The sequence below is a fragment of the Streptomyces sp. NBC_00239 genome, assembly GCF_036194065.1.
Lineage (GTDB): Bacteria > Actinomycetota > Actinomycetes > Streptomycetales > Streptomycetaceae > Streptomyces.
In genome coordinates this window covers 6,217,967-6,237,155 of record NZ_CP108095.1, presented here as the reverse complement: position 1 = coordinate 6,237,155, position 19,189 = coordinate 6,217,967, and the positions used below count along the sequence as shown (strand labels likewise).

20 protein-coding genes are annotated in these 19,189 nt (G+C 75.5%); 8 read left to right on the top strand and 12 right to left on the bottom strand.

Annotated features, from left to right (window positions below; genetic code table 11):
• Positions 1 to 140 precede the first annotated feature (140 nt).
• From OG764_RS27420 to OG764_RS27410, 3 genes are read left to right on the top strand one after another with little or no spacing between them, the layout of a single operon-like run.
• The gene (locus tag OG764_RS27420) at positions 141 to 671 is read left to right on the top strand and encodes a hypothetical protein (protein ID WP_328971093.1); all 531 of its coding nucleotides are present in this window, start codon (positions 141 to 143) and stop codon (positions 669 to 671) included.
• On the top strand, positions 659 to 3,499 hold the full coding sequence (locus OG764_RS27415; protein ID WP_328971092.1) for an ABC transporter permease subunit: 2,841 nt from the start codon (positions 659 to 661) through the stop codon (positions 3,497 to 3,499). The genes OG764_RS27420 and OG764_RS27415 overlap by 13 nt, the downstream gene beginning before the upstream one ends.
• A complete protein-coding gene (locus OG764_RS27410; protein WP_328971091.1) occupies positions 3,489 to 4,178 on the top strand; it encodes an ATP-binding cassette domain-containing protein in 690 nt (229 codons plus the stop codon). Before OG764_RS27415 ends, OG764_RS27410 begins: the two co-directional genes overlap by 11 nt.
• Here OG764_RS27410 and OG764_RS27405 read toward each other — a convergent pair.
• Positions 4,120 to 4,800 (bottom strand): LysM peptidoglycan-binding domain-containing protein, encoded by a 681-nt coding sequence (locus OG764_RS27405; RefSeq protein WP_328971090.1) that lies wholly within the window; start codon positions 4,798 to 4,800, stop codon positions 4,120 to 4,122. The genes OG764_RS27410 and OG764_RS27405 overlap by 59 nt on opposite strands.
• Positions 4,801 to 5,029: 229 nt before the next feature.
• On the opposite strand from OG764_RS27405, the gene OG764_RS27400 reads away from it, so the two are divergent.
• Both OG764_RS27400 and OG764_RS27395 read left to right on the top strand, forming a co-directional pair.
• Positions 5,030 to 5,815 carry a hypothetical protein gene (locus tag OG764_RS27400; protein WP_328973197.1) on the top strand — a complete coding sequence of 262 codons (786 nt, stop codon included), beginning with the start codon at positions 5,030 to 5,032 and terminating at the stop codon, positions 5,813 to 5,815.
• Positions 5,816 to 5,949: 134 nt separating this feature from the next.
• Complete coding sequence (locus OG764_RS27395) at positions 5,950 to 6,516, top strand: hypothetical protein (protein ID WP_328971089.1); 567 nt, start codon at positions 5,950 to 5,952, stop codon at positions 6,514 to 6,516.
• Positions 6,517 to 6,545: 29 nt separating this feature from the next.
• Here OG764_RS27395 and der read toward each other — a convergent pair whose 3' ends face one another.
• The 5 genes from der to OG764_RS27370 form a co-directional block, all read right to left on the bottom strand.
• Positions 6,546 to 7,997, bottom strand: coding sequence for a ribosome biogenesis GTPase Der (der, locus tag OG764_RS27390; protein ID WP_328971088.1), 1,452 nt, complete (start codon positions 7,995 to 7,997; stop codon positions 6,546 to 6,548).
• A gap of 80 nt (positions 7,998 to 8,077) precedes the next feature.
• Positions 8,078 to 8,665, bottom strand: coding sequence for a lysophospholipid acyltransferase family protein (locus tag OG764_RS27385; protein ID WP_443056248.1), 588 nt, complete (start codon positions 8,663 to 8,665; stop codon positions 8,078 to 8,080).
• A 56-nt stretch (positions 8,666 to 8,721) separates the two neighbouring features.
• On the bottom strand, positions 8,722 to 9,429 hold the full coding sequence (gene cmk, locus OG764_RS27380; protein WP_443056067.1) for a (d)CMP kinase: 708 nt from the start codon (positions 9,427 to 9,429) through the stop codon (positions 8,722 to 8,724).
• Between the two features lie 105 nt (positions 9,430 to 9,534).
• Complete coding sequence (locus tag OG764_RS27375) at positions 9,535 to 10,623, bottom strand: prephenate dehydrogenase (RefSeq protein ID WP_328971085.1); 1,089 nt, start codon at positions 10,621 to 10,623, stop codon at positions 9,535 to 9,537.
• A 313-nt stretch (positions 10,624 to 10,936) separates the two neighbouring features.
• Positions 10,937 to 11,374, bottom strand: a complete 438-nt coding sequence (locus OG764_RS27370) for a YidB family protein (protein ID WP_328971084.1) — start codon at positions 11,372 to 11,374, stop codon at positions 10,937 to 10,939.
• A gap of 156 nt (positions 11,375 to 11,530) precedes the next feature.
• Here OG764_RS27370 and OG764_RS27365 point away from each other — a divergent pair, with 156 nt between their 5' ends.
• The 3 genes from OG764_RS27365 to OG764_RS27355 all read left to right on the top strand — a co-directional run bounded on the left by OG764_RS27365 (position 11,531) and on the right by OG764_RS27355 (position 13,157).
• The gene (locus OG764_RS27365) at positions 11,531 to 11,875 is read left to right on the top strand and encodes a DUF952 domain-containing protein (RefSeq protein ID WP_328971083.1); all 345 of its coding nucleotides are present in this window, start codon (positions 11,531 to 11,533) and stop codon (positions 11,873 to 11,875) included.
• Positions 11,876 to 11,953: 78 nt separating this feature from the next.
• Positions 11,954 to 12,460 (top strand): Rieske (2Fe-2S) protein, encoded by a 507-nt coding sequence (locus tag OG764_RS27360; protein ID WP_328971082.1) that lies wholly within the window; start codon positions 11,954 to 11,956, stop codon positions 12,458 to 12,460.
• 10 nt (positions 12,461 to 12,470) lie between these two features.
• Positions 12,471 to 13,157, top strand: coding sequence for a nucleotidyltransferase domain-containing protein (locus OG764_RS27355; protein ID WP_328971081.1), 687 nt, complete (start codon positions 12,471 to 12,473; stop codon positions 13,155 to 13,157).
• A gap of 32 nt (positions 13,158 to 13,189) precedes the next feature.
• On the opposite strand, the gene OG764_RS27350 is transcribed toward OG764_RS27355, so the two are convergent.
• From OG764_RS27350 to OG764_RS27325, 6 genes are all read right to left on the bottom strand, one after another.
• A complete protein-coding gene (locus OG764_RS27350; protein WP_328971080.1) occupies positions 13,190 to 13,945 on the bottom strand; it encodes a nucleotidyltransferase domain-containing protein in 756 nt (251 codons plus the stop codon).
• Positions 13,946 to 13,948: 3 nt separating this feature from the next.
• A complete protein-coding gene (locus OG764_RS27345) occupies positions 13,949 to 14,980 on the bottom strand; it encodes an ADP-ribosylglycohydrolase family protein (RefSeq protein WP_328971079.1) in 1,032 nt (343 codons plus the stop codon).
• Positions 14,980 to 15,759, bottom strand: coding sequence for an NUDIX hydrolase (locus tag OG764_RS27340; RefSeq protein ID WP_328971078.1), 780 nt, complete (start codon positions 15,757 to 15,759; stop codon positions 14,980 to 14,982). The genes OG764_RS27345 and OG764_RS27340 overlap by 1 nt, the downstream gene beginning before the upstream one ends.
• A gap of 153 nt (positions 15,760 to 15,912) precedes the next feature.
• Positions 15,913 to 17,319, bottom strand: a complete 1,407-nt coding sequence (locus OG764_RS27335) for a pseudouridine synthase (RefSeq protein ID WP_328971077.1) — start codon at positions 17,317 to 17,319, stop codon at positions 15,913 to 15,915.
• Positions 17,319 to 17,939: an SMC-Scp complex subunit ScpB gene (scpB, locus tag OG764_RS27330; RefSeq protein ID WP_328971076.1), complete on the bottom strand. Its 621-nt coding sequence runs from the start codon at positions 17,937 to 17,939 to the stop codon at positions 17,319 to 17,321. The genes OG764_RS27335 and scpB overlap by 1 nt, the downstream gene beginning before the upstream one ends.
• Positions 17,936 to 19,168, bottom strand: a complete 1,233-nt coding sequence (locus OG764_RS27325; protein ID WP_328971075.1) for a segregation/condensation protein A — start codon at positions 19,166 to 19,168, stop codon at positions 17,936 to 17,938. The genes scpB and OG764_RS27325 overlap by 4 nt, the downstream gene beginning before the upstream one ends.
• Positions 19,169 to 19,189: the final 21 nt, after the last annotated feature.

Here is a 19,189-nt window from a genome sequence, read left to right as displayed (position 1 = left end):
GCTCACCACCGGTGTCCGGACGAGCCGTCCGGCTCGATGCTTCCAGGGTCAGGCCCGTCCGGGCATCGTGCAATCGCGATCGGCCGCCGTCCCCGGCCGTACGCGCACCGCGTCACCCGCCTCCGCCCCGGGGAGCCCCGATGCAGCCCACCCCGCGCACCGCCCTGTGGGTGGCCGTGACCGCGCTGGCCTGCGGCGCGGCCCTGTGCGTCACGGGCTGGTACGGGGTGTCGGGCGAGCGGTTCGCGGAACGTCAGATCCCCTACCTGGCCTCGTGCACGGTGCCGGGTGCCGCGCTGCTGGTGGCGGGTGCGGTGCTGCTGGCGACGCTGTGGCGGCCGACCGCCGGGTCCCCGGCCGGGGACGGCGGGCGGCCCGCAGAACCCGTACGGGCCGGACAGCCGGCGGGGGCGCCCGGAGACCGCGGGGAGCCCGGGGCGGCCGGGCCTGCCGGAGAGCACGGAGCCGCCGGCGGTCCCGGGGATCCCGGAGCCGCCGGAGAGCCGCGGGCGGCGGGCCGCTCCTCCGGCCCGCCGTTGCGGGTCCCCGGCGGCACCCTCGCGCACCGGCCGGACTGCCCGCTGGTGGACGGCCGGCCGGACGCGCTGCCCGCCGCCGGCGGACCACCCCTCACGCCCTGCCCGGTATGTGAGCCGCCATGGCCGGCCTGACCCACGGCCTGGCCCACGCCCTGGCCCAAGGGCTCACCCACGGCCTGCCCCACGGGCTCACCCTCGGGGGACAGCCGTCCGGGCTCGCCGCCCTCACCGGGCTGACGTACGAACTCACCCTCGCCGGGCTGGCGATCGGCTGCGCGGCCGCGCTCAGCGGCATCGGACTGATCGTCACCTACCGGGCGACGGGTGTCCTGAACCTGGCGCACGGCGCCGTCGCGATGGTCTGCGCGTACGTGTTCCGCCAGCTCGCCGTCGACTGGCGGCTGCCGGTGTGGGCGGCCGCCGCCGTCACCCTGGCGGCGGTCGCGCCCGGCCTCGGACTGGTCCTGGAGCGGGTCGTGTTCCGGCCGCTCGCGGTGCGTGAGGCGGGCCCGGACCGGACCCTGGTCGCCACCATCGGGGTGTTCGTGCTGCTGGTCGGCGGGGCCGTCCTGGTGTGGGGGCAGGGCGCCCGGGCGGACGCCCCGCAGCTGTGGCACACCGAGCCGTGGCCGCAGGCCGCGGCGGTCCTGCTGCTCTGCGCGGCGGTGTGGTGGGCGGACCGGAGGACGCGCTTCGGCCGGCAGTTGCGGGCGGTGGTCGCCAACCGGCCGCTGGCCGCACTCGACGGCATCGACGCGGACCGGATCGCGGCGGCCGGCTGGGCCTTCGGCTGTTTCACGGCCGGCCTGACCGGCATCCTGCTCGCCCCGTACGTACGCCTGGACCCGTACGGCCTGCCGCTCCTGGTCCTGGAGGTCCTCGCGGTGGCCGTACTGGCCCGGCTGCGCAGCATCCCGGTGGCGGTCCTCACCGCGCTGGCCCTGGGCGTGGCCCAGGCCCAGCTGACCCGTCTCCACCCGGAAGGCCCGACAGCCCCGTTGCTCCAGTCCCTCACCGCGAACCTCTTCGTACTGGCCCTCCTCGCCGGCACCCTCCTGGGCGCACTCCCGACACCGGCCCGACCGCCGGGAGCGGCGGCCTGGCCGTGGCAGCCCGACCCGGCGGTACGGCCGTCGCCCGGGCCGCCGGGCGGGACGGACGCCACGGCGGGAGGGACCGAACAGGACCGCGGCGCGGACGAGACACGGGGGACGAGCGGGCCGCGCCGCTCGCGCACGGCATGGGGAGCATCGGGGGCACGGGAGACGTGGGAGGCATGGGGAACGAGCGGGACGGGCGGGGTGGTGTGGGCGGCGGCCGCGGTCCTGCTCCTGCTCCCGTTCGGTTTCGGCGGGACCGATCTGCAGACCGCCGTACAGGTGCCCGCCCTCGCCGTGGTGCTGCTCTCCCTGGTCGTCGTCTCGGGGCGCGGCGGCCAGATCTCGCTGGGGCAGGCCGCGTACGCCGGCCTCGGCGCCCTGTTCACCGCGCACCTCGCGGCGGCCGGACTGCCGGGGCTGGCCGCCCTCGGGTGCGCGGTCCTGCTGGTCGCCCCGCTGGGCCTGCTCACCGGGTGGCCGGCGATCCGCCGGCACGGGCTCGCCCTGGCCCTGGTGACGCTGGCCTTCGGGGTCGCCGTCAGCCGGTTCGTCTTCGCGCAGCCGTACGCGACCGCGGGTCTGGCACCGGCCCGCCCGGCGGGCTTCGCGGACGACCGGGCGTACTACGCGCTCGAACTCGTCCTCCTCGCCGCCGTCCTGGCCGCGGTGGCCGCGCTCCGCCGGGGCCGCACCGGACGCGCCCTCGCCGCGCTGCGCGACCACGAGCCGGGGGCCGAGGCCGCCGGGGTGCCGGTGCCCCGGCTGAAACTGCTGGCCTTCACGGCGGGCGCCGCGCTGGCCGCACTCGGCGGCGGCATGCTCGGCATGGGGGTACGGGCCTTCGACCCGGAGGCGTTCGACCCGGTCCGCGGGCTCCTCTGGTTCGCCGCCCTCGTGGTGGTCGGCCACGACAGCCTGATCGGCGCGCTGATCGCGGCCGCGCTGCTCGTCGGTCTGGACGCCGGCACCCAAGGCGGCGTGGGCGCGGCCGTCATCGGCACCCTGGCCTGCCTGATCGGCCGCCTCCCCGCCCCGGCCACGCCGGCATTCGAACCCGGCCCCCAGCCACATCCAGCCCCGTCGGCGTTTGAGGCACCGCACCCGGCCCCGCCGACGCGTGCAGCCGGCGCTCGGCCGATTCCAGCCCCGCCGGCGATTGAGGCGCGGGGTCCGGGGCGGAGCCCCTCGCGACCCGGCTCGGCCCCGGTACCCGCCGGACTGCACGTCGAGGGACTGACCGCCCACTACCCCGACGGCTACCGCGCCCTGCACCACGTCACCCTCCACGCCCCCACCGGCCAGGTGACCGGCCTCGTCGGGCCCAACGGCGCCGGTAAGTCGACCCTGTTCCACACCCTCAGCGGCACCCTGCGGCCCACCGCCGGCCGCATCACCCTCGACGGCCACGACCTCACCCGGCTCGCCCCCTACGCCCGCGCCCGGCTCGGCCTGGCCCGCGGCTTCCAGCAGCTCGCCGTGTTCCCCTCGCTCGGCGTCGAGGACAACGTCCGGGTCGGCGCCGAGCACGGGCACCGCCGCGACCCCGCCGCCGTGGAGCGCGCCCTGCGCCTCTTCGGCCTCGACGGCCCGGTGCGGTACGCGGCCGTCGCGGGCCTGCCCACCGGCACCCTGCGCCGGGTGGAGCTGGCCCGCGCGCTGGCGGGCGGCCCCCGCGTCCTGCTGCTCGACGAGCCCGCGGCCGGCCTCGACGCCGCCGAGACGGCCGCGCTCGCCCGGATCCTGCGGGCCCTGGCCGCCGACGGCCTGGCCGTGCTGATCGTCGAGCACGACCTCGACCTGGTCGGCGAACTGGCCGCGACCGTGCACGTGATGGCGCGGGGTGAGCTCGATGGCCCTTGAGATGGCCCTGCACGGCGTCCGCGTGCGGTACGGGCCGCTGGAGGCCCTGCACGGCGTGGACCTGCCGGTTCCGGCGGCCGCCGTGACCCTCCTCGTCGGCCGCAACGGCTCCGGCCGCACCACCGTCCTGCGGGCCCTCGCCGGCACGGTCCGGCCGGCCGCCGGCACGGTGTCCTGGCAGGGCCGCGACGTCACCCGGCTGCGGGCGCACGAGCGGGCCCGGCTCGGCCTGTGCCTCGTACCGGACCGGCAGGCGGTGTACGGCACCCTGACCGTCGCCGGCCAGCTTGCGCTCGCCGCGCCGGACGGGGACATCGGGCCGGCCCTGGCGGGCTATCCGGAGCTGCGCCCGCTGCTGGCCCGGACGGCGGGCACCCTGTCCGGCGGTGAGCAGCGGATGGTCGCGGTGTCCCGCGCCCTGCTGCACCGCGACGCCCGCGTGGTCCTCGCCGACGAACCCGCGCTGGGCATGGCCTCCGGAGCCGCTGAGCGCACGTACGCGCTGCTCGGCGCGCTCGCTGCGGCCGGCGCCGCGGTGGTGCTCGCCGAACAGCGGGTCCCGGCGGCGCTGGCCGCGCCCGGCGTACTGGTCCACGTGCTGCGCCGGGGCGCCGTCGTCTTCAGCGGGGAGGCCGTGGAGTCGGCGGCGGCACCGCTGCGGCCGCCTTGGCGGGGATGACCAGCATCATCCCGGCCTCGATGTGGTCCGGGACGGGCCCGATCAGCTCGGCGTTCAGCGCGTACAGCTCCTGCCAGCCGCCCGCGATCCGGTACTTGCCGGCGATCGAGGTGAGGGTGTCGCCGGGCCGCACCACGTGTGCCCGCCCGGCCAGCCCGTAGCGGCGCGCGCAGGCCGGCCAGGCCTCCCATCCCTGGTCGCCGAGCACGTCCTCGGCGACCCGGATCTGCTGCTCCCGGGTGGCGAGGTCGGCGCGCGGCGCGAACCGGGGGCCGTCGTGCCGCTCCCAGGTCGGCTGACCGAACTGGAGCCCTCCGTAGAAGCCGTTGCCGGTGTTGACGTGCCAGCGGCCGCTGGACTCGCAGTCGGCCACGCAGTCCCAGGGCCACTCGCCGTCCGGGCCGCAGTCGCCGGGCCCGGTGCCGATGGTCCCCGCGGAGCCGACGTGCGCGACTCCGGAGGGGCCGGGGGCCGGCGGGGGCGGCGCCGTACGCACCACGCTCCGGACGTCCGCGGCCGCTGCCGCGTCGGCGGCGGGTACGAGCAGCCACGCGGCGGCGGGTACGAGCACCAGCGCGGCGGCGGCGAGCACGGCGGCGGGCCGGTTCCGGGGGTGAGCCATCGGGTCACGTTACGGACGCCTCCGGCCCGTGCCCGGGGCGCCGCGCGGGCCGGCCGGACCGCCCACCCGGTCGGCGGACCGGCCGCGGCCCGCCCGGCCGAACCGGCCCCGTCGGCAACTGCCCACAAAAGGGGCGTGACCCCGGCCGCGCCTCCCCCGTTGAGCCCCCGAGAGCCGGGAACGGCCCGGCCCACGCACGCCTAGTCCGAGGAGTCACCCCGTGTCGCGCATGCTCGACGTCAGCCCTGACGTACGCGCCGAGATCGGCGACGAAGAAGCCGAGCTGCTGCTCTCCGGCGAGACCGCGCCGGGCAGCTACGACTGCACCTCCTGCCGCACCCCGGGCGACTCCGAACGGGAACCGACCAGCACGGTCCTGTTCGTCGGCGACGAGACCGCGGTGCTCGCCTTCGCCCACGCCACCTGCATCCCCTCCCAGGTCGTGGCGGTCTCCGAGGACCAGTTGCAGGGCGCCGTCGCCAGCATCACCGGCGAGGCCCCGGGCGCGGCCGGTCCGGCGGGCCCGCAGTCGACGCCCGGTGGCCAGGCCGTCCTCGGCATCACCAGCGGCCTGCTGCTGATCAACGGGGAGCTGCACCCGGCGCTCGTCGTCGAGCCGACCGCGCCGATCGCGCGGCCGGGCACCACCGGCCCCGGCGACGACTTCCTGCCGCTGCTGATCGAGCAGGGCTTCATCCCGGTGTCCGACATGAACGGGCCGCCGTCGGTGCTCTCCGGCTGGTCCGTGCTGCTGGCGGCGGGTCAGCTGCACGCGATCCTGCAGCCCGGCGGCACCGGCGGCAAGCAGGTGGCCTGGTGGCAGGCCCACCAGGCGCTGCCGGTCACCGACGGCTGGCGGGCGGCCGTCAACCGCACCCAGCGGGTGCTGGTGTACGCGGCCCCGGTCGGCTCCATCGGCCAGCAGCCGCGCGAGGACCTGCTGCGCGACGCCCTCGACAAGGCGGCGGGCTCCGGTCTGCTGGTCGCCGCGGCGATGCCGCTCGCCGGCACCTGAGCCGGCCGGGCGGCCTGCCGCTCGCCGTGACCGGTGTGCGCCGGGGGTACGCGGATCCGTCCGGGTACCCCCGGCGATCTGCGTTTTCGCCCCGGCGCCCGCATCCGTCGGGCGCACGGTTCGTTGGCAGGTACGTGCACGCATACGACGCTCCGCGCCCGCAGCCGTACCCGAGCTCCTTCCAGAGCCCGATCCCGCCGATGCGCCCGCCGCGCGACCGGGAGACGCACACCAGCTCGCTGACCCCGATCTTCGACGCGCTGTACTCGGAGTACCTGCGGTCGTTCCGGGCCCTGCCCGGCGACCGCTCGGGCGAGGAGGACCACGGCTTCGTGGCGTTCGGCGCGAGCGGCGGCAGCGGAGGGTCCGGCGGCGGCTTCGGCGCGGCGTACCCGGTCCCGTACGGGAGCGGCGAAACGGGCGCGTACGGCGGCGGCTACGGCGGGCCGGGCACGGGCACGAGCGGCGGGGGCTGGCAGGGCGGCGGCTGGCAGCCCACCGGCCGCTGGAGCCCGCCGCCCGTGCCCGATCCCTGGCAGCCCCGCCAGGACGGCAGGCCGGCGTACGCGGGCCATCCGGAGCAGCTCGGCCCGGTGCCGACCGGGTACGCGGCCGCGGGCACACACGGCGACGGGCGGCCGCACCAGACCGGGACCCATGTCCCGGCGGCACTGCCGCCCGCGCCCCGGCGGAGTTTCTGACCCCGGACCGGTACTTCTTCCCGCCGCCGCTACTTCTTCTTGCTGCGCTTCTCGCGGACCCGCACCGAGATGTGGATCGGGGTGCCCTCGAATCCGAACTCCTCGCGCAGGCGGCGCTCGATGAAGCGGCGGTAGCCGGCCTCCAGGAAGCCGGAGGCGAACAGCACGAACCGCGGCGGCTTGGTGCCGGCCTGGGTGCCGAACAGGATGCGCGGCTGCTTGCCGCCGCGGATCGGGTGCGGGTGGGCGGCGACGATCTCGCCGAGGAAGGCGTTCAGGCGGCCGGTCGGGACGCGCGTCTCCCAGCCCTCCAGCGCCGCCTCGATCGCCGGGACCAGCTTCTCCATGTGGCGGCCGGTGAGCGCCGAGACGTTGACGCGGGGCGCCCAGGCGACCTGCTGCATCTCCGTCTCGATCTCGCGCTCGAGGTAGTAGCGGCGCTCCTCGTCGAGCTCGTCCCACTTGTTGTAGGCGACGACGATGGCGCGCCCGGCCTCGACGGCCATGGTCACGATGCGCTGGTCCTGGACGCTGATCTTCTCGGTGGTGTCGATCAGGATGACCGCGACCTCCGCCTTCTCGACGGCGGCGGCCGTGCGCAGCGAGGCGTAGTAGTCGGAGCCGGTCTGGAGGTGGACCTTCTTGCGGATGCCCGCGGTGTCGATGAACTTCCAGACGACTCCGCCGAGCTGGATCAGCTCGTCGACCGGGTCGCGGGTGGTGCCGGCCAGCTCGTTGACGACGACGCGGTCCTCCTTCGCGACCTTGTTGAGCAGCGAGGACTTGCCGACGTTCGGGCGGCCGATGAGGGCGATGCGGCGGGGGCCGCCGAGCGCGGCGCCGCCGAACGACTGCTCGGGGGCCTCGGGCAGCGCCTCCAGGACGGCGTCGAGCATGTCGCCGGTGCCGCGGCCGTGCAGCGAGGACACCGGGTACGGCATGCCCAGGCCCAGCGACCACAGGGCGGTCGCGTCGGCTTCGCCGCTCTGGCCGTCGACCTTGTTGGCGCACAGCACGACGGGCTTGCCGGCCCGGCGCAGCAGCTTGACGACGGCCTCGTCGGTGTCGGTGGCGCCGACCTTGGCGTCGACGACGAAGACGCAGGCGTCGGCGGCCTCGATGGCGTACTCGGCCTGGGCGGCGACGGAGGCGTCGAGGCCGAGGACGTCCTGCTCCCAGCCGCCGGTGTCGACGACCTTGAAGCGGCGGCCGGCCCATTCGGCCTCGTAGGTGACCCGGTCGCGGGTGACGCCCGGCTTGTCCTCGACGACCGCTTCGCGGCGGCCGATGATGCGGTTGACCAGGGTCGACTTGCCGACATTCGGGCGGCCGACGACGGCGAGGACCGGCAGCGGGCCGTGCCCGGCCTCCTCGATCGCGCCTTCGACATCTTCGATGTCGAAGCCCTCTTCCGCCGCGAGCTCCATGAACTCCGCGTACTCGGCGTCGCCAAGCGCTCCGTGGTCGTGCTGGTCGTTCATGAAGTCCGTTCCTCGTCGTTCGTGGTGATCGGTGGCCACCGTTCCCGGAGGGGACGGGTCCACTACTCGTTCAGTCTCGCCTAGCGCCCGGTCAGGCGCTTGGCGTGGTCCAGGTGGGCGGTCAGCCGCTGCTGGATGCGCACGGTGGCCTCGTCGAGGGCCGTGCGGGTGCGCCGGCCGGAGCCGTCGCCGGCCTCGAAGGCATCGCCGAAGACGATGTCCACGCGGCCCTTGAGGGGCGGCAGCGCCTTGATCAGACGGCCGCGCCGCTCGGTGCTGCCGAGCACCGCGACCGGCACGATGGGGGCACCGGAGCGTACGGCAAAGTACGCGAGCCCGGCGCGCAGCGCGGCGAAGTCGCCCTCGCCGCGGGTGCCCTCCGGGAAGATCCCCAGCACGCCGCCGTCGTCCAGGACGCCCAGCGCCCGGGTGACGGCGCCGCGGTCGGTGCCCGTACGGTCCACCTTGACCTGCCCGATGCCCCGCAGGAACGGGTCGAGCGGGCCGACGAACGCTTCCTTCTTGATCAGGAAGTGCACGGGCCGCGGCGCGGTACCCATGAGCATGGGGCCGTCTATGTTGTGGGAGTGGTTGACGGCGAGGATGACCGGTCCGGTGGCCGGTACCTTCCAGGCTCCGAGCACCCGGGGGCGCCAGAGTCCGTACATCAGGCCGATCCCGATGCGCCGTCCGACCGCCGCCCCCGTGAGGGAGGGCGTTTCGCTCACTTGGCGGCCCGCTTCTCCTCAACCAGGGTGACCACGCATTCGATGACCTGGTCGAGGGTCAGCTCGGTGGTGTCCACCTCCACGGCGTCGTCGGCCTTGGCCAGCGGGGAGGTCTTGCGGCCGGAGTCGGCCGCGTCCCGCTTGATCAGGGCTTCCTTGGTGGCGGCGAGGTCCGTCGCCTCCTTGCCCTTCAGCTCGCCGCTGCGGCGGGCCGCACGGGCCTCCGCGGAGGCGGTGAGGAAGATCTTGATGTCGGCGTCGGGCAGCACGGTGGTGCCGATGTCCCGGCCCTCGACGACGATGCCGCCGGCCGCCTCGGCGGCGATGGTGCGCTGCAGCTCGGTGATGAGCGTGCGCACCTCGGGCACCGCGCTGACGGCGCTCACCCGGGAGGTGACCTCCTGGGTGCGGATCGGGCCGGAGGCGTCCTGTCCGTCCACGGTGATGGTCGGCGCGTTCGGGTCGGTGCCGGAGACGATGGCCGGCTTGCCGGCCGCGGTGGCGACGGCGTGCGGGTCCTCGACGTCCACTCCGTTGGCGAGCATCCACCAGGTGATCGCCCGGTACTGGGCGCCGGTGTCCAGGTAGCGCAGCCCCAGCTTGGCGGCGACGGCCTTGGACGTGCTCGACTTGCCCGTGCCGGAGGGGCCGTCGATGGCGACGATCACGGCGGTTTCCACGGTGGTGGGCCCTTCTGGTTGCACGGCGTTTACGGGCGCGCGAAAACGCCCCTGTTCTAGGTTACCGAGTCCGCGCCCCCTCCCATGACCTCCGGCCGCGCGGGAGGGCCGCCGGGGGCGGTCCCGGGCCTACTGGGGGCGCAGGGCCCAGCCGCGTTCGCGCAGCTCGGCGCTGAGGGCCGGGACGGCCGCCGGCTCGACCATCAGCTGGACGTGGCCGGCCTGCTGGCCGGTCGCGTGTTCGATGCGCACGTCCTCGATGTTCACGCCGGCGCGGCCGGCGTCGGCGAAGATCCGGGCGAGCTCGCCCGGCCGGTCGCTGATCAGCACGGCGACGGTCTCGTACGCGGCGGGGGCGGCGCCGTGCTTGCCCGGCACGCGGACGCGGCCGGCGTTGCCGCGGCGCAGGACGTCCTCGATGCCCTCGGCGCCGCCCTTGCGGCGGGCGTCGTCGCCGGACTGCATGGCGCGCAGCGCCTGGACGGTCTCGTCGAGGTCGGCGGCGATGCCGGAGAGCACGTCGGCGACCGGGCCGGGGTTGGCCGAGAGGATCTCCACCCACATCCGCGGGTCGGAGGCGGCGATCCGGGTGACGTCCCGGATGCCCTGGCCGCACAGCCGTACGGCGGTCTCGTCGGCGTCGCCGAGCCGGGCCGCGACCATCGAGGAGACCAGCTGCGGGGTGTGGGAGACGAGGGCGACGGCGCGGTCGTGGGCGTCGGCGTCCATGACGACGGGCACCGCCCGGCAGTACGCGACCAGTTCCAGGGCCAGGTTGAGGACCTCGGTGTCGGTGTCCCGGGTCGGGGTGAGGACCCAGGGGCGGCCCTCGAACAGGTCGGCGCTCGCGGCGAGCGGGCCGGAGCGCTCCTTGCCGGACATCGGGTGCGTGCCGATGTACCCGGAGAGGTCCACGCCGAGGGCCTCCAGCTCGCGCTTGGGGCCGCCCTTGACGCTCGCGACGTCGATGTAGGCGCGGGCCGCGCCGCGCCCGATGACCTCGGCGAGGGTGGTGGCGACGTGCGCGGGGGGCACGGCGACGATGGCGAGGTCCACGGGGCCTTCGGGGGCCTCGTCGGTGCCGGCGCCGAGCGCGGCGGCGGTGCGGGCCTGGGCCGGGTCGTGGTCGGTGAGGTGGACGGTGATGCCCCGGCCGGCCAGGGCGAGCGCCGCGGAGGTGCCGATCAGTCCGGTTCCGATGACGACGGCGGTTCTCACGGGATGCTCCTTGGTCGGCTGCGCCGCCGGCGGACGGCGGGCGGGTGCCGGATCAGCCTAGCCAGCCGCCGGGCGTGCGGGGACCCGGCGCCCGCCATGTAGGACGGCGCCGGGTCTCCGTACGGCCGGAAGGGGGTCCCGGGCGGCGGCCGGGCGGACCGCAGTGGCCTGTCGGCGGGCGGCGGCCGGGCGGACCGCAGTGGCCTGTCGGCGGGCGGCGGCCGGGCGGACCGCGGTGGCCTGTTGGCGGGCGGCGGCCGGGCGGACCGCGGTGGCTGTCGGACGGCGGCGGCCGGTCAGGGGCCCGGCCGGGTCAGAGGCCCTGCTGCCTGATGATGTCCTCCAGGCTCGTCGACCCCTGGGGCAGGTCCCCGCCCGGGGTCAGCTTGTCGACGGCCTGCGGCAGCGACTGGGCGATCTGGTCGGCGGCCTGTTCGGGGCTGACGCCCGACTGCTCGGCGACCTGCTGGAGGGTGTCCGCGGGCAGCGCCTCCTTGATCTGGTCGGCGCTGACCGGCTGGTTCGCGCCGGTGCCGACCCAGGACTGGGCCTGGTCGGCGAGGCCGGCCTTGGTCAGCATGTCCATCAGCCCGCCGAGCGGGTTGCTGCCGCCGGCCTGGCCGCCGCCCGCACCGCCGCCCGTCAGGGCGCCGAGCAGCGAGCCGAGGATGTTGCCGGCCCCGCCGCCACCGCTCTGACCGCCGCCGCCGAGGAGGCCGCCGAGAAGGGAGCCGAGGTCATTTCCCGCCATGGTGGTGCCTTTCCAGGGGAGGGCCGGGCATCGCCGTCGGAGGGCTTCGCAGAGCAGGGGGCCGCCCGGCTTCGAGACACGGACAATCTCCCCCGGGCCCGTCCCTGCCGCCACTTGGCGGATCCGATCGGGGCGTTCTGGGGTAGAACCGTCGGCATGATCTTCCACATCGTCTCCCTGGCCGACTGGTCCGCCGCGCCGGACCTGCCCTTCGCCCCGCCCTCCCTGGAGTCCGAGGGCTTCGTGCACTGCTCGGCCGACCGGCCGACCGTGCTGGAAGTCGTGGACCGCCACTACCGGGACGCCCCCGGACCACTGCTCGCCGTGGAGCTCGACGAGCGGGCCCTGACCGCCGAAGTCCGCCGTGAGGGCGACACCGGCGGCCGCTACCCGCACGTGTACGGGCCGCTCGACCGGGCGGCCGTGACCCGCGTCTGGCAGGTCGTCCGGGGAGCCGACGGGACCGCCGAGAGTCTCGCGCCCTGGACCGCGACCGCCTGAACCGCCCGGGGCGGGTGCTTCTCAAGCGGCCCGCGGCACGCCAGGATGCTCCCGCTACGTACGACTGAGGAGGACCACATGAGCGAGACCCTTCCGCTGCCCTCGGCAGGCCGTCCGAGTCCCCGGCGCACGGTGCTGGCGGCGGGCGCCGCCGCGCTCGCGGGCGGCGCGCTCGTCGGCTGCGGCGAGGACAAGGGCACGGACACCGGCTCCGGGACGGTCACGGAGCCGGGTGCGGCCACCGGATCCGTGCCGGCCGCCGCCCCCTCCTCGAACGGAACCGCCCCTCCCAAGGGCGCCGGCGCGCTGGTGAAGACCGCCGACGTGCCCGTCGGCGGGGGCACCGTGATCAAGGACCAGAAGGTCGTCGTCACCCAGCCCACGGCGGGCGAGTTCAAGGCCTTCTCGGCGGTGTGCACGCACCAGGGCTGCCTCGTGAACAAGGTGGCGGACGGCACCATCGACTGCCCCTGCCACGGCAGCAAGTTCGCGGTCGCCGACGCCAAGGTGGTCAACGGGCCCGCCACCCGCCCGCTCCCCGAGAAGAAGATCACCGTCGCGGACGGGGAGGTCCGGCTCGCGTAGCCTTCGCCGCATGCAGGTGACTTCCGAGGCGCTGGTGCGCGACCACACCGTCTACGCGTGCGTGATGGGCTCGCGCGCGTTCGGTCTGGCGACCGAGACGAGCGACACCGACCGGCGCGGTGTCTATCTCGCCCCGACGCCGCTGTACTGGCGCTTCGAGAAGCCGCCGGCCCATGTCGAGGGCCCCCTGGAGGAGCAGTTCTCGTGGGAGCTGGAACGCTTCTGCGAGCTGGCCCTTCGGGCCAACCCCAACATCCTGGAATGCCTGCACTCCCCGCTGGTGACGCAGGTGACCCCGGTGGGCGAGGAACTCCTCTCCCTCCGGGGCGCGTTCCTCTCCCGGCACGCCCACACCACCTTCGCCCGGTACGCGGCGGGCCAGCGCCGCAAGCTGGAAGCGGACGTGCGCACCCACGGCGCGCCGCGCTGGAAGCACGCGATGCACCTGCTGCGGCTGCTGACCAGCTGCCGCGACCTGCTGCGGACCGGGGAGCTGACGATCGACGTCGGCGCCGACCGGGAGCGCTTCCTCGCGGTCAAGCGCGGCGAGACCGGCTGGGCCGAGGTCGACGCGTGGATGGCCCGGCTCGTCGAGGAGGCCGAGGGGGCCACCGCCGGCAGCCCGCTGCCCGCCGAGCCGGACCGGGCCCGCGTCGAGGACTTCCTCGTCCGCACCCGCCGCGCCTCCGCCGCCTGACCGCTGCCCGGCCCGGCCCGCGCCACCGCCGGTCAGGCCGCCGGGCGGACCCGTACGACGAACGCGTCGAGGGCGTCGAAGGCACTCGGCTCGGCGGGCAGCCGGGTCGCGGCCTGCGCCGCGTCCAGCACGGCGTGCAGCGCCTCGTAGTCGGCCGCCAGCCGGTCCGCGCCGGGACCGTCGTACGGGCCGTGCTCCGCGTCGACCTTCGCCTCGATCAGCTCCGCGAGGTGTCCGGGCGCCTCGGGCACCAGCCCCAGCAGGGTCGGCAGGTGCGCCTGGACCTCGCCCGCGCGCATCAGGTGGATGCCGGTGAGCAGCGCCCGGAAGGCGTAGAGCAGCGGCTTGAGCTCGCCGGTCTTCCCGAACAGCCGCCACTGGGTGGCGGCGAACCCCCGGTAGTGGTGGGCGTGGTGGCCCGTCAGGACGTCCGGTGCCAGCGCCGCCAGTTCCGCGTGCCCGTCCGTGGTGTGCACGATCAGCGGGGACAGCAGCTGTTCGAGTACGTAGCCGTTGCGGCGCAGCATGAGCCGGGCGAACTTCCGCAGGTCGTGCGTGACCAGGTCCATCTCGACCCCGTCCCGGACCCACATCCGGGTGCGGGACTCCTCCGGCTCGCGCAGGCCGAGCAGGGCGGGCGCGGGCAGGAGGTGCACCCCGCGGAGGTCCACGTCCGAGTCGCGGGACGGGAATCCGTAGAGGTGGGCGCCGGACACGGTGGCGAAGAGCAGCGGGTCGGGTTCCGCGGCGACGACGGGGGCGAGGTCGAGACTGAGGGCGTCGAGCATGGGTCAAGCGTCCCAGAGGGCGCCGAAGGCGATCAGCTCGGTGCGGTATTCGATCCGTTCCGACCATTCGCGCGGCCAGGCGGACGCACCGAGGTGGGCGCCCGCGAAGGCGCCGGCGAGGCAGGCGATCGAGTCGGAGTCGCCCGCCGTGCACGCGGCCCGGCGCAGGGCCAGGAGGGGCTGCTCGGGGAAGAGCAGGAAGCAGTGCAGGGCGGTGGCGAGGGCTTCCTCGGCGATCCATCCGTCCCCCGTGGCCAGGCAGGGGTCCAGTTCGGGCGACGGGGTGCGCAGGGCCTTCGCCAGCCGGTCGAGGGCGTCCAGGCAGTCGTCCCAGCCGCGCGCGATGTACGCCCCGGCGGACGGGTCCTGCGCGTGCCGCCACAGGTCGCCCAGCCAGCGCTCGTGGTAGGTGCCGCGCTGCTCTATGGCGTACGAGCGCAGCTGCCCGACCAGGCCGGTGGGCTCGGTGCCGCCGGCCAGCAGGAAGACGGCCCGGGCGGTGAGGTCGGAGGCGGCCAGCGCGGTGGGGTGGCCGTGCGTGAGGGCGGCCTGGAGCTGCGCGGCGCCGGCCCGCTCCTCTCCGGTCAGGCCGGGTACGAGGCCCAGCGGGGCCACCCGCATGTTGGCCCCGCAGCCCTTCGAGCCGGTCTGGCTGGCCTCCTGCCAGGGGCGGGCGGAGTCCAGGAGCATGCAGGCGGTCATGCAGGTGCGGCCGGGGGCCCGGTTGTTCTCGGGCGAGTGGTACCAGTCGACGAACTCCTCGCGCACCGGACGGGCCATCCGCAGCGGGCCGAGCCGGCCGCGGTCCATGGCGGTGCGCAGGCCGCGGGCGAGCGCGAGGGTCATCTGGGTGTCGTCGGTGACGATCGCGGGCCGGGGCAGTTCCATCTCGCGCCAGGGGCCGCACTTGGCGAGGATCGCCGGCACGTCGCTGAACTCGGTGGGGAAGCCGAGGGCGTCCCCGAGGGCCAGCCCGACGAGCGAGCCGGTCGCCGCGCGCTTGTTCCTGCGGTCGGTGCGGTCGGTGGGGTCCATCACACGGGTCCTTCCGGGCGGGGGCGGAGCAGGGGCGGGTGGAGGGCGGTCGCCGGACCGGCCCGGTAGAGGGCGGCGGGCTTGCCGCGGCCGCCGGTGAGGCGGGCGGCGCCGGGCACCGGTTCGACGAAGCCGGGGGTGGCGAGCACCTTGCGGCGGAAGTTGGGCGGGTCGAGCGCCGTGCCCCAGACCGTCTCGTACACCTGGCGGAGCTCGCCGAGGGTGAACTCGGGCGGGCAGAAGGCGGTGGCGAGGCAGCTGTATTCGAGCTTGGCGCCGATCCGGTCGCGGGCGTCGGCGAGGATCCGGTCGTGGTCGAAGGCCAGGATCCGACCGTGGCCGACGGCGGGCGGGCCAGGCGGACCGGGCCGGTCGGGCGGGCCGGGTTCCGCCGCGGGCAGCCATTGGGCGTGCGCGGCGTCGCCGCCGCCGTGCGGCTCCGGCAGGTCGGGCACGAGGGCGGTGAAGGCCACCGAGACCACGCGCATCCGCGGGTCCCGGTCCGGTTCGCTGTAGGTCCGCAGCTGCTCCAGGTGCAGGGCCTCGACGACCGGCGCGGGCAGCCCGGTCTCCTCGGCGAGCTCGCGCCGGGCCGCGGTCTCGGCGGACTCGCGCGGCAGCACGAAGCCTCCGGGCAGCGCCCACTCCCCGGCGTGCGGCGCCTGGCCGCGGCGGATCATCAGGGCGTGCAGGACGCCTTCGCGGACGGTGAAGACGGCGAGGTCGACGGTGACGGCGAACGGCGTGAAGGCGTGCGGGTCGTAGGCGTCCGGCGGCACGGCCGTCCACCCCCCTCCTTTTAATAGTCACTCTGACCATAAACCCGAAGGGCGGGGCGGGGCAAGCAAAATGCCCGCGGCGCGCAGAGCGCCGCGGGCATCGCCTGGTACGGGTGCGGCGGTGCAGCGGGGGCTGCGGTGCCGCGGGGGTGCTTACAGACCGACCTGCTTCATCAGCATGCCGACCTCGGTGTTGGTCAGGCGGCGCAGCCAGCCGGACTTCTGGTCGCCGAGCTCGATCGGACCGAAGGCGGTGCGCACGAGCTTCTCGACGGGGAAGCCGGCCTCGGCCAGCATCCGGCGCACGATGTGCTTGCGGCCCTCGTGGAGGGTCACCTCGACCAGGTAGTTCTTGCCGACCTGGTCGACGACGCGGAAGTGGTCGGCCTTCGCGTAGCCGTCCTCCAGCTCGATGCCGGACATGAGGCGCTTGCCCACCTCGCGCGGCAGCGGGCCGGTGATCGCCGCGAGGTACGTCTTGGTGACGCCGTACTTCGGGTGGGTGAGGCGGTGGGCCAGCTCGCCGTGGTTGGTGAGCAGGATGATGCCCTCGGTCTCGGTGTCGAGCCGGCCGATGTGGAAGAGGCGGGTCTCCCGGTTGGTGACGTAGTCGCCCAGGCACTGGCGGCCGTCCGGGTCCTCCATGGTGGAGACGACGCCGGCCGGCTTGTTCAGCGCGAAGAACAGGTACGACTGGGTGGCGACGGTCAGGCCGTCGACCTTGATCTCGTCCTTGGGCAGGACGCGCTTGCCCTGCTCCAGCACGATCTCGCCGTTGACCTCGACGCGGGCCTGCTCGATGAGCTCCTCGCACGCGCGGCGCGAGCCCATGCCGGCGCGGGCGAGGACCTTCTGCAGGCGCTCGCCTTCCTGCTCGGCGCCCGGGAAGGTCTTCGGGAGGTTCATCGCGGGCTTGTCGGCGTACCGGTCGCGCACGCGCTCCTCGATGCGCGCGTCCAGCTCGCGGGGACGCGACTGACCGCTGCGGCTGCCGGGGCCGCGGCGCGGGCCGCCCGCCCCGCCGATGCCGGGGGTCTTGGAGGTCTTGGGACCGCCCTTGGCGCCACCGCGCGCGGCGGCTCCACGGGCGCCGCCGCCGGCCCGACCGCCGTCACCCGCGCCGCGGGCACCGCCGCCGCCCGCCTTGGCGCCGGCGCGGCCGTTGCGCTCGCCCTCGGGGCCGACGTCGTAGCGGCGCTCCTCGGGGCGGGGGTTGCGGATGCGGGGCGCCGGCTCGCGGTCGCGGTCGGAGCCGCCACCCTGGTAGCCGCCGCCCTGGTAGCCGCCACCGCCGCCGGAGCGGTAGCCGCCGCCGCCGCTGCTGCCGCCGCGGGAGCCGCCGGAGCTGCCTCCGGAGCCGCTGCCGCCGCGGTAGCCGCCACCGCCGGAGCTGCCGCCCGAGCCGCCGCCGCGGTAGCCGCCGCCACCGCTGCCGGAGCCGCCACCGCGGTAGCCACCGCCGCCGCTGCCGCCGGAGCTGCCGCCGCGGGAGTTCCCACGACCGCCACCGCCGCCGCTGTTCCTGTTGCCGCCGCCGTTGCCGTTACCGCTGCTTCGCATCAAAGTTCCGTCGTCTTGTCGTCTTCATCGGTATCCGGTGAGTCCGGATCGAACGACGGAACACCCTCTTGCGTCTCGGCTTCGATCGCGTCCGCCTCGGGGAGGAAGGGCGCGAGCTCCGGGAGCTCGTCCAGGCCTCGCAGGCCCATCCGCTCCAGAAAGTAGTTCGTCGTCCTGTACAGGATCGCACCTGTTTCGGGTTCCGTCCCCGCCTCGGCCACCAGACCGCGCTGCAGCAGGGTCCGCATGACCCCGTCGCAGTTCACTCCGCGGACCGCGGAGACCCGCGAACGGCTGACCGGCTGCCGGTACGCGACGACCGCCAGGGTCTCCAGCGCGGCCTGGGTCAGCCGGGCCTGCTGGCCGTCCAGTACGAAGGCCTCGACGGCGGCTGCGTACCGCGGCCGGGTGTAGAACCGCCAGCCGCCCGCGACCAGCCGCAGCTCGAAGCCGCGGCCCTGGACCGCGTACCCGTCGGCCAGCTCGCGCAGCGCGTCCGCGACCTCGCGCGGGGTGCGCTCCAGCACCTTGGCCAGGTGCTCCTCGGTCGCGGGTTCGTCCACGACCATGAGGACCGCCTCCAGCGCGGGCCCCAGCTCCAGCTCCGCCACCTCGCTCATGCGCCCTCCTCCGGCACGACCTGCACGTCGAATTCGTCCGTCACCAGCGGCCCGTCCCCGGCCCCGTCGCCGCCGGTCCAGCGGACCGTGAGGGTGCCGAGCGCCTCCTCCTGGTCGAGCAGGACCGCCCGCTCCCGGTAGAGCTCCAGCAGGGCCAGGAAGCGGGCCACCACGGTCAGGGTGTCGGGGGCGTCCTCCACCAGTTCCCGGAAGCCGACCCCGCCGGCCGCCTCGCGGAGCATCCGTACGACGATCCCGGCCTGCTCCTGCACGCTGACCAGCGGGGCGTGGATGTGGTCGACGTACACCTGCGGCTTGGCCCGGGGCTGCATGGCCTGCACGGCCAGCCGGGCGAAGCCCTCGGCGCCGATGGTGATGACCACCTCGGGCAGGAGGGCCGCGTGGTGCTCCTCCAGGCCGACGGTCCGGGGGTGGCGCCGGCCCTCGGCGGCCAGCCGGTCCTCGAAGATCTCGGCGATGCGTTTGTAGGCCCGGTACTGCAGGAGCCGCGCGAACAGCAGGTCGCGGGCCTCCAGCAGGGCGAGGTCCGCCTCGTCCTCGACCTCGGCGGTGGGCAGCAGCCGGGCCGCCTTGAGGTCGAGCAGGGTCGCGGCGACCACGAGGAACTCGGTGGTCTGGTCGAGGTCCCAGTCCGCGCCCATGGCCCGGATGTGCGCCATGAACTCGTCGGTGACCCGGTGCAGGGCGACCTCGGTGACGTCGAGCCGGTGCCGCGAGATCAGCTGGAGCAGCAGGTCGAACGGCCCCTCGAAGTTCGCGAGCCGCACGGTGAACCGCCCGTCCGGCACCACACCGGCCCCCGCGTCACCGGCCTCGGGCCCGGTTGCGGGCTCGGGCTGGGGCTCAGTTGCGGGCTCGGGGTCGGGCTCAGGCCCGGTTGCGGGCTCGGGCTGGGGCCCGGTTTCCGGCTCAGGCCCGGTTGCGGGCTCGGGATCGGGCCCCCGCCGGTCCGCCAGGGGCTCCCGTACGGCCGTCACGGGCCTCGCGGCCGCCACGGCGGACTCCGGGGCCTCCAGGACTCGCACGGCCGCCACGGGCCCCCCTGCGGGCTCCTCGGCGGCACGGGACTCCTCGGCCGCCTCGGGCACACCGGCCGCCTCGGGCTCCTCCGCCACCCCCGGCACCGGGAACGACGATGCCCCCGGCCCGCGGCCCAGGGCCCGTCGCGGGGTGCGGGCGGGCCGGGTGGGCTCATCGGTCGGGGGCATGGCGATCCAAGGTGCGGCGTG

Bases quoted from the DNA above. Each gene is read 5' to 3' on its own strand.
- OG764_RS27420 (WP_328971093.1), top strand. From the start codon at position 141: ATGCAGCCCACCCCGCGCACCGCCCTGTGGGTGGCCGTGACCGCGCTG.
- OG764_RS27415 (WP_328971092.1), top strand. From the start codon at position 659: ATGGCCGGCCTGACCCACGGCCTGGCCCACGCCCTGGCCCAAGGGCTC.
- OG764_RS27410 (WP_328971091.1), top strand. From the start codon at position 3,489: ATGGCCCTTGAGATGGCCCTGCACGGCGTCCGCGTGCGGTACGGGCCG.
- OG764_RS27405 (WP_328971090.1), bottom strand. From the start codon at position 4,800: ATGGCTCACCCCCGGAACCGGCCCGCCGCCGTGCTCGCCGCCGCCGCG.
- OG764_RS27400 (WP_328973197.1), top strand. From the start codon at position 5,030: ATGCTCGACGTCAGCCCTGACGTACGCGCCGAGATCGGCGACGAAGAA.
- der (WP_328971088.1), bottom strand. From the start codon at position 7,997: ATGAACGACCAGCACGACCACGGAGCGCTTGGCGACGCCGAGTACGCG.
- OG764_RS27385 (WP_443056248.1), bottom strand. From the start codon at position 8,665: ATGTACGGACTCTGGCGCCCCCGGGTGCTCGGAGCCTGGAAGGTACCG.
- OG764_RS27370 (WP_328971084.1), bottom strand. From the start codon at position 11,374: ATGGCGGGAAATGACCTCGGCTCCCTTCTCGGCGGCCTCCTCGGCGGC.
- OG764_RS27365 (WP_328971083.1), top strand. From the start codon at position 11,531: ATGATCTTCCACATCGTCTCCCTGGCCGACTGGTCCGCCGCGCCGGAC.
- OG764_RS27360 (WP_328971082.1), top strand. From the start codon at position 11,954: ATGAGCGAGACCCTTCCGCTGCCCTCGGCAGGCCGTCCGAGTCCCCGG.
- OG764_RS27355 (WP_328971081.1), top strand. From the start codon at position 12,471: ATGCAGGTGACTTCCGAGGCGCTGGTGCGCGACCACACCGTCTACGCG.
- OG764_RS27350 (WP_328971080.1), bottom strand. From the start codon at position 13,945: ATGCTCGACGCCCTCAGTCTCGACCTCGCCCCCGTCGTCGCCGCGGAA.
- OG764_RS27345 (WP_328971079.1), bottom strand. From the start codon at position 14,980: ATGGACCCCACCGACCGCACCGACCGCAGGAACAAGCGCGCGGCGACC.
- OG764_RS27335 (WP_328971077.1), bottom strand. From the start codon at position 17,319: ATGCGAAGCAGCGGTAACGGCAACGGCGGCGGCAACAGGAACAGCGGC.
- scpB (WP_328971076.1), bottom strand. From the start codon at position 17,939: ATGAGCGAGGTGGCGGAGCTGGAGCTGGGGCCCGCGCTGGAGGCGGTC.
- OG764_RS27325 (WP_328971075.1), bottom strand. From the start codon at position 19,168: ATGCCCCCGACCGATGAGCCCACCCGGCCCGCCCGCACCCCGCGACGG.